Genomic DNA, 8939 nt, shown 5'->3' with positions numbered 1-8939 from the left:
CAGGTTACATCGTCAAATATTTTTAACTGGTTTACACACTGCTGTTATTGTACCTCATCTTTCTGAGAAAGGCTATAAAAGTTTTAGCTAAATAAGTAGTTAACTTGTGAAGAAAATCTAGACGGATGCGAGCTATTCGGGCGTGGAGTTGCCTAATTTTATTGTAAGTTTTACGCTGGTTTCGAGAGCCTTTAACCTGTTTAGATGCTTTGCGTTGTAAAGTAGCAAGCTTGGTTTTCGCACTGGCTTTCAACGGCTTCGGTGCATCAAAATACTGCTGGTTTGATAACGTGGCAAAAGATTTGATGCCGATGTCAATGCCCACAGAACTTTCAGGCTGTTGAACCGGGAGGCGTTCTGCATCAACACAAAAAGAAACTTTCCCAGCGGTTTCCTTCCTTTGAAATAGTGAAAGTTTGAGAGACGAAGCTACAATCTAATGGCTCAAAAAGCCGGAAAGTTCCCAAAGTAGGAATCTTGATAGTGTTACCAGCGTTTAACAAAACTTTGCCATTAGACGAATCAACCGTAAAAGATTGACCGTCTCGGCGACTAGCAAATTTTGGATGCTCTGCCTTTCCAGAACGGTATCGGCTGAAAGCATCTTTCAGGTCAATCAAAGCGTTTTGATAGACTCGACTAGACAACTGATTCATCCAATTGAATTCAGGCTTTTTCTTGACATAGTTGGTGAGAACTTTTTTGACTTCGTTGAGTACCTTTGAGTCGGTAAATTTCCCCTCACTGTACATTTGAGTCCGCAAACTCAACCCAAAGTTAAACACTACGCGCCGGAACCCTGCGTGTTTTGCCATTAAGGTCGCTTCTTTGTTATTTAGGTTGAGCACTCGTTTAACAGCAAACATAGTTAAACTTATTCGGAATTACTTACTTGACTAAGTATAGTGGAATCCGTGCAAGGATCTACACCTTCTACAATATTCTTAACTTTTGCTTTATATTTTCGCAGTCCGTAAAGCCGGGAAGAAAAGCAGTGAAGTATTGAAAGTAGGTCTTGAGTTAATTCTTCATACGGTGACAGGCTTTCCGCGTTGGCGACAATAACCGTCCCGCCATTCCACTGCAAAATTTGTTCGATTAATTCAAAACCGAATCGGCACAGCCGATCTTTGTGGGCGACGTACCGCACCCTGACTTCGCCCAGCATCGCCCATTGTACGATTTGCAGAAATTTGGGGCGTTTGAAGTTGAGTCCGCCTCCAATTTCCTGTATGGAATCCGTAATCGCAATACCTTGCGCCAAGCAAAACTGTTCCATAGCCTGCACTTGGCGGAGTAAGTCTTGTTTCTGTCCGCTAGACGAAACTCGACAATATATGATAACCCGGCTGGCTGGCGTTTTCCCTGTCTTCAAATTGCGGGCGATATTGAGGTGAGTTTCTGAATAAATGCGCTGATTTCCCAGCGTCCTCTCAGGGATTAATTTGTTCTCGCTTTCCCAGCGCCGCAACGTAGAACCAGATACTCCCACTAATTTGGCAAATTCTGCTACTTTCCACATATAACTTCCTCTTGTCGGTTAACTGTGAATAAGTTTAGCAAACTATTTGGCACTTAAGTCTTGCTCCCAATTTTCGGAGTTCCTTGTCGCCTTGGGTGGCGGTGCGGAAGATTAACTCTAAACTACGACGCAGGTTATATCTATCCTGCGGTTGAGCGTAGATAGTGAGGTACATTGAGATCCGTCCGTAGAGATTCAATATTTTGGAAAGCTCAAAGTCTTTGGGAAGCCAGCGTTCGGTGTGGACACCTGCGTGAGAGAGTGTCTGCACGATCGACTCCATAGCTGCTCGAATTTCAGAAGCAACGGGAACTTCGGCCCATTCAGCAGTCCAAGCGATTTTGAGCTGCTGCACAGGCTTCCCAGAGGGTCGATCGAGCGGAATCGGCGGGACATCAGGGCGTCGCAGATCCGCGCCTGCAATTAACGAAAAACATAGCCGGATGTCTTCTAGCGATCGAGCAAAACAGCCTACTGTCATCATTTGCCGAATAGACAGTGGCATTCCCGGCACTTCAGGAATCTGCCCTGCTGTAGAAATACGGCGATCGGTCGGCTTTAAACCATATATGCCACAGAAATGAGCAGGCTGACGCACCGAACCCCCGAAATCGTTGCCCAAATCCAAGGGTGAAAGTCCTGCTGCGACAGCCGCGGCACTCCCTCCAGAACTGCCACCCGGTGTGTAGTCAAGATGCCAAGGATTATTCACCCGTGGAAACAGAGAATTTGTGCTTTGATAATTGGCAGCCAGTTCCGCCATGTTGGTTTTTCCCATGATGACAGCACCTGCTGCCCGCAATCTCGCAACAGCAGTTGCATCCTGTTGAGGGACATAATCTTTGAGGGGAATATAGCCTGCTGTGGTGCGGAGTCCGGCTGTTTCAAAAATGTCTTTAATCGTGATGGGAACCCCATGTAAAGCACCCCAGTTTTCTCCTCTGGCTAGGGCTTCATCGGCAAGTCTTGCTCTAGTACGAGCATTGTCTTCATCCAGGGTACAAATGGCGTTTAATTGCGAGTTGTGCTTGGCGATTTGAGTAAGGTAAGCGTCGAGAACTTCGACGGCAGAGACTTGGCGATCGCGAATCAGTCGCGCTAGCTGATGGGCAGAGGCAAACGTCAGGCTACTCATAGGCAACAAACAGGTATTTCTCGATCGAGTCAATTATATTCACTTTTAGTTAGGAATGAGAATTAAATAACTTCCACTCTTGAAAGTGGGATGGGCGTCCCGCCCGTCCAAAAAGGACGGGCGGGACGCCCATCCCACAATAACAATTAAAATTGTAAGTTATTTAATTCGCGATCCTTAATATAGTTAACTAATATCAAACGGCTTTGTCCCTCAATACTCCAGACAGTTTTTGGAACGATATTACAAGCTTACGCAGGGCAAGGATCATAAAAAAGTCGAATTAAATGCAAGTCTGGGGTGGAGCTGACATTGATTTAATTATCCACAGGGGCTGCGAAGTCAAGCGAGAATAAGCCATTGGGCTATATAAAAAGTGTGCGGACTATTGTTTATAGATGGACTCATTTAATAACTCTCACTGGTTACGAATGGAACTGCCACCTCCAGAATTAGGAAATTGCAGGTCTTGATCAAATAAAAAATCATCACGTATTTCTAACGTTCGCGTGGGTAAACTTAAGGAGGAATCTGGTAAATTTTGAGGTGCTATCCTTAGTGTATAACTGCCGATGGGGACACCATCAATCCGATACAAGCCAAACTGATCGGTGGCAGTAGTTTTGATAACTTCGCCTGTGGCATTGAGCAACTCAACTTTGATACCTGCCACCGATTTGCCATTTGCATCCAGAACTCGTCCTGCTAACCCAAATTCTGGCCTGACCGTAAAATATAAACTGGTAATCGCACCAGCCGCAACCTCGGCGGTATAAGTGGTTTTCACAGGAACTAAGGCAAAAGGTAATTGCTCTGGGTCTAATTCAACAAGATAAACACCTTCAGGTAAATTGCCGATCAAAAAATTCCCTTGGGAATCAGTTTTAGTGCGCGTAAGGAGATTATCGCGACTGACCTCAATTTCAACACCCTCTAATTTTAAACCAGGCAAATTGCTCCCCCCTTCGATCTGAATGCGACCAGTAATTTGACCCCGGTTTTGACCGATAGCACTATTTTGAGCTGGAATAAATCTGCCTTGATCAACAGTAAAACCTGCAACTAAACTCACAATTAATTGTTGATCGTTAAAGCTTTGAAATGAACTTCTACCGGGCAAACCTTGATACTCAGCCCGAAGCAGTACACCAGAAAATACAGGCAAACTCGCACCAATAATCGGCCTTACTGCTCCAGTTTCATCAGTGACAACGCCTAAGCGATAACTGAGGCGATTAAGGCTGAAAGGAGTATAACTATAAATCGCACGGTAGCGAGTGGAAAGATTCCCGCCAAATTCCGCACTTAAGGAGAGTTGATCTTGTAAACTCAAACTATAAGCAACATCTACCAGTTTGCGATCGCCCGTGACATTGGCAGACAGCCTAACGGCGTTATTAAGCTGGTAGAACGCATCCAATACATAACGACCATCTAGATCGGGCCTGCCACTTAAATAAAGGCTTTGCATAGGACGCCAGTTAAAAACGGGTGCCAGGTATTGAGCAGAATTTGTTTCATCCTGGCGACTGCGGGCAATTAAGCCCAAAGTCAAGCGATCGCTTACTCTATAACTGAGGTTCGCACTGTGGTCAAATCGGCTCCTTTCTTGATTGCTAGACAGGTAGCTGGCTGGAAAAAATTGAGAGGTGGCGAAGAACTGCCAGGACGGAAGCTGAGCCTGTAACTCTGAAGTGTACGCTGTTTTTCCATTCGAGGTACCCACAGAAGCAGCTAAAGTGAGCGGGTTAGCAACTTGCCAAATAAAACCTGCTTCTGCTTGCAATCTAGAACCGCCTTCGTTACGACTATCCGGCGCATTTTGCACCCCAGTTTCCACTGTAAAATTCTCAGATAAGCCTTGCCTAAACTGATAAAAAGCAGTTGGCTGACTGGCTGGTTCAGAATTGACTCTGCCTATATTCACGCTATCGAATAAGTTGCCACTAACTCCCGCCCCAGCCAAGTGAACAAACCTACCTGCGGGCAGCAATAGATCAGAAGTACCGATTCTTAGCTGGCGGATTTCAGCAGGGGAATTAAAATTATTCCGATTATAAATTAAAAAATCGATTTCGTTGACTGTAGCAGATAAATTAACATTTAAAAATTGGTATTCTCCATTCAGCCCTACCTGTTGCTGGGCAACAACAGTACCATCAACTCGCAGTTGCACAAAACTCCCAGGAGGAGCTTGGCCCCGAAATGTCCGCAGTGGTGCCGCTCGCCTAGGCAAAAGTTCAGTTCCCTGACTGGTTTCATAAAAACGCCCAGGTGGAAGGTTGGTATAGGCGATTTGTGCCCCTGTCATATCCAGATTTGACAGCAGGGGATGCAGTCCAATCTGCTGTCTGCCTACTTGATAGCGAACTTCGCCTTCCCGCTTATACCAAAAGTATTCAGTGAGTGTTTGTTGATCCTGAAAATTGTTATCTGCACGGATACGCCAACTTCCACCTCCAAGCCTCCCTCCCAAGACTGTAGAACTGAGCAGAGAACTACTATTACCATTTTGAGATAAATCCAGGTTTTGTCTGACGCTAGAAAAGCTGGTTTGGGGAGGGCGGATCTCAGCTTTAAGCTCGGTTTGCTGCGAAGCTGACCTAGCATTCGGCTGCCAAGGTAAATCGATCATCAGAGCAACTTCTGAAGCATCAAACTCAATCGGTGTGGCTAATTTGTCTGCAATGAGCGTATCGGTCAGGTAAATGAGACCGTTAATAGTTTGGTAATCGCTCGGCTCTAGTTTCGTCGTGCCTAAAGGCGTGCTAATTTCGATGCTGCCGTTAGCAGCAATTTTTACAGTTATCCCAGTTAATTTAGCAAAATCATCTAGAGGAATGAGAAAGGTATTCTCATTTCTTAAAACTTCTAGATTGCCGACTTCTTTGCCTCGAATAACGACCCCTAATAATAACGTTTCGGGCAGTATTTTAACTTCATTACTAGGGGCATTTCCCTGTACCAATAAGCTGTTATTGCTGTTAAAGGTGGCAGGTTGCTGCTGCGAATCTGAAAATTTTTCTAGCTGCTTGACAGTCTTAATCGCCTCTGATTTCTGAAATAAAATAGGAGGCGTCAGAGAGAGAATTAGGGATAACATATAGAGTCCTTGCTAGCCTTCATTAATACAATTTAGCAAGGAAACTTATTCGCTAAAGTTGAAATCTAGCGAATAAAAACACAAGCTTTCAATTGTCAATCCTTAGCTATTGGGCGCTAGGAGCAATAGTAAAAGGAATTCCCTCATCTATCGGCGTGCCGCTCAGATCGCCGTTAATATCCAAAACGTACTTGCCGGGAGGAAGCTTTTTGGTGGTGTTCAGGGGAAGTTTGCGGCGGTTGTTGGGCAAAATTGGGAGCGTTGGTAAACCGCTTGCTTCCCAGACTCCATCGGGTAATTTTACATCTTTGGCTCCGACATTGGGAATGGGTTTTGTTGCTGCCGCACCCGCATATTTTTCAGCCGACCAAATTGCATACTCTCCCCCCATCCGAATGTGAGCATTTCCTTGATTGGATATATCAAAAATAGCTGTAACTGGATTACCTTTATCTTCCACTTGCACAGAATTTAAGACACCAATTCTTTTAATATTACCGGCATAGCCGTAGACTGCGACTCCCAATCGACCAACAACGATCGCAGCACTCGATTTATTCTTAGCAGAGGGAACTTCCTCAAAGAAAATCATCGCTCGGTGTTCCCCCTCTTCTGGTTTGACGCGGGGGCGCACTGCAATGCGGACTGTTTGCGCTTTTCCGGGAGGAATTGTAAAGCGCAATGGATTAATTAACAGCCAGCGATCGAGGGATTTCTCCGTAGAATCAATGATTTGCACTTCATTGTTTTCATCTTGCACCCAGTTAGAGGTGGAGACTTGAATTTCCAGCGGTTCGGAATCAGCGTTGATTAACCGAATGGATTCGTTTTTTCCTGAAGACTCAATGTTGAATTCTAACCGGGGCGGAGTCACGGCAAAATTGCCAGCGACTCCGACACCACTTCCAATTGCGATCGCTCCTAGCACTGTAGCGAGGGCCAAGAAAAATTTTCTATTGATATGGCGCATCTTCTCTAGTTCATTTGTAGTTTTTAAGGAACGAACACCGTGACTCTGAGAGTTCCTTGGTATTCTCCGCCTACTTCAGCTCGCTCTAAGTTCAATCTAAACTCAGCTCCTCCCTCGATCATATCAAAATTATTTTCGCGGGATACTCGAATTGGCGGCAAAGGCTGTAAGGAAACCTTAATTTCCGAGTTGGGATGTTCGGGATTGCTAAGGGAATTGCTGCGCCCATTTGCTGCGATTAAGTCATAGCTCACAGAGACAGATTGTAGCGGCCGATTTGCGGGTACGCGCATTTGCCAAAGAGAAGGAAGCGAGCGAATCAACTGAGTGTTAATTTGAGGAGCGATCCTCAACATTTGCTCCCTTGTAGACACTCGCTGAAGAGCTGGGCTTAATAAAAATTCTGATGAACTAATCGCTGGTAAGACTAATTTCGGACTAACCAATAAACGGTAAGCTTCATCTTGCTGAGAGGACGGGGGAACAGCTAGAGAATTTGCCTGAAAACAGCCAGCAGCGACCATTGCAACCAGACAAGTCTGCCACTTTACATTTAGTGATTTGAGCTTTTTCATAAGATTATACCTGCCCTCTTTCATGCCAAAATAGCCACAGCTTTCCTCGGCTTTATAACTGTTCTATCTGTAGTTAGTGAAGATGCCAGCAGTAAAGAGAGCAATATCGGCAGAGTTAGCACCGATATTGCTATCCTAAAAGCTTTGTACAAACAAGCTGGTTTTTATCCTCTCTTTCCAGCTCAGTTTGTATGGAAATCACTACGGATTGCTAGCCGTAATTGTGATTGACCCGCCACTATAAGCTCCCGCTGTTTTAGCGTTCGAGAGATTGAAGTTGAGGGTAGCATTTCCTGTGTAAAAGTTGTTACCCATACCCGTAGAACCCGAAGGCCCTGTTGGATAGCCCGATGCCACGCTCATGTCGATTGTATCGGTTGTGCTTGTGCCCCCCAGCCTTAGCGTACTAGCTGTAGTTGGTACGGTAATGGTAACACTGGCTCCACCGGGGTGAGTTGTCCACAGATGGTAAAGAGGGTTAATTGTTGCGGTTGCCGTACTAACACCTGATGGTAGACTAGCAGTTAAAGGGGTGGTTCCTGTTGTTACCGAGGTCGCCGCCGGGCCTTGCACGAGAACTCCGCCGGTTGCATTAACAGTACCACCTGCTGCCTGCGCAGCGGTTAAAGTTACGTCGATGCTACCCCAGGTCTGAAGCTGAAGCACGTTGGGTACGCGCACCGTTACGGGTACGGTGGCGCTCTGGCTCTGCGCCAGTACGGGTGACGAGAATAGGGTACTCACTAAAGCTGCGGGAGTCGCTCCCAGTGCTAGGCAGCTCAATAATTTCCAGGTTTTCTTCCGTGCAACGTGGGCAGGAGTTGAAGTGACGGCAGGTGCAGAAAAAATATTTTTGAGAGAAGAAAATAGAGAAGAAGATAGAGATGGCATAGTTTAATACAGTAGTTTGAGTGACTAAGTAGTAGTTCCGAATTAATTACACAATATTTCTACTGAAACCCTTGCCTAGCAAGGAGTCTTTATGTAATTAATTTTTTGTGGTTACTTATGATAACCATCATAGACCCAAAGGCTGACTTAAGCAAGGGCCATTGGCAAAAAGTTAGAAGGGAGTAGATTTTGTCAATACTCCTTTAGGCAGAAATATAATTAAATAATAATGATAATCAAATAAGGGGTAAGGGTGGGAGAGTCCGCCGTAAGCCGACTCTCCCACCAACAGCGATTATCATTATTAATAAGTTGTGGTCTCGATTGGCGTGGCACTGCGATCGATAACAGTGACGGACGATCGATAATAATGGTGGACGCAAGATAATAATGGCGGGCGCGAGATAATAGTTGCACCGCCAGCGCACGGCAGCGTCGGGGAGCGCACGATCGATGGCGAGCGTTGGTACGATCGAACGATAGAATTGACAAATAATTTGGCGAGCGATGCCTGGACCAATATTTCTTTGATACATCTTCTCAAACCCTCTTGACAACTGCCATACAAGCTTAACTTGTTACGAATGAGCAAATGCAAAGGGTATCCCCTGCTTACAAGGCAGCGCTCGATTGTTGGGAACTGCGGGGTAATCTGTGGTATCAGAAACAATAGTCCGGACAGTTTTTAATCACTAACGGCAGAATGCGAGTTTCAGCCTTCTCAGGGAGGTCAAATGCTAACG

General features: G+C 45.5%; 8 protein-coding genes. All 8 read right to left on the bottom strand.

The features are described 5' to 3' along the window. Positions 1 to 31: 31 nt before the first annotated feature. Positions 32 to 325 (bottom strand): transposase, encoded by a 294-nt coding sequence (locus QT990_RS34820; protein WP_333466356.1) that lies wholly within the window; start codon positions 323 to 325, stop codon positions 32 to 34. Positions 326 to 362: 37 nt separating this feature from the next. Continuing rightward, positions 363 to 866, bottom strand: coding sequence for a helix-turn-helix domain-containing protein (locus tag QT990_RS34815; RefSeq protein ID WP_333466355.1), 504 nt, complete (start codon positions 864 to 866; stop codon positions 363 to 365). An 8-nt stretch (positions 867 to 874) separates the two neighbouring features. Further along, positions 875 to 1522, bottom strand: coding sequence for an IS607 family transposase (locus tag QT990_RS34810; protein ID WP_333466354.1), 648 nt, complete (start codon positions 1520 to 1522; stop codon positions 875 to 877). 34 nt (positions 1523 to 1556) lie between these two features. After that, on the bottom strand, positions 1557 to 2657 hold the full coding sequence (locus QT990_RS34805) for an amidase (protein WP_333466353.1): 1101 nt from the start codon (positions 2655 to 2657) through the stop codon (positions 1557 to 1559). 418 nt (positions 2658 to 3075) lie between these two features. Next, entirely contained in the window at positions 3076 to 5760 is a 2685-nt protein-coding gene (locus tag QT990_RS34800) for a carboxypeptidase-like regulatory domain-containing protein (RefSeq protein ID WP_333466352.1), read from the bottom strand. A 106-nt stretch (positions 5761 to 5866) separates the two neighbouring features. Beyond that, the gene (locus tag QT990_RS34795) at positions 5867 to 6730 is read right to left on the bottom strand and encodes a fimbria/pilus periplasmic chaperone (RefSeq protein ID WP_333466351.1); all 864 of its coding nucleotides are present in this window, start codon (positions 6728 to 6730) and stop codon (positions 5867 to 5869) included. A 23-nt stretch (positions 6731 to 6753) separates the two neighbouring features. Next, a complete protein-coding gene (locus QT990_RS34790) occupies positions 6754 to 7305 on the bottom strand; it encodes a hypothetical protein (RefSeq protein ID WP_333466350.1) in 552 nt (183 codons plus the stop codon). Between the two features lie 201 nt (positions 7306 to 7506). After that, complete coding sequence (locus QT990_RS34785) at positions 7507 to 8196, bottom strand: hypothetical protein (protein WP_333466349.1); 690 nt, start codon at positions 8194 to 8196, stop codon at positions 7507 to 7509. Positions 8197 to 8939 lie beyond the last annotated feature (743 nt).

The sequence above is a fragment of the Microcoleus sp. T3_B1 genome (assembly GCF_036700445.1).
Lineage (GTDB): Bacteria > Cyanobacteriota > Cyanobacteriia > Cyanobacteriales > Microcoleaceae > Microcoleus.
The sequence above is the reverse complement of the archived record's forward strand: the minus strand, read 5'-3'. Positions and strand labels throughout refer to the sequence as shown.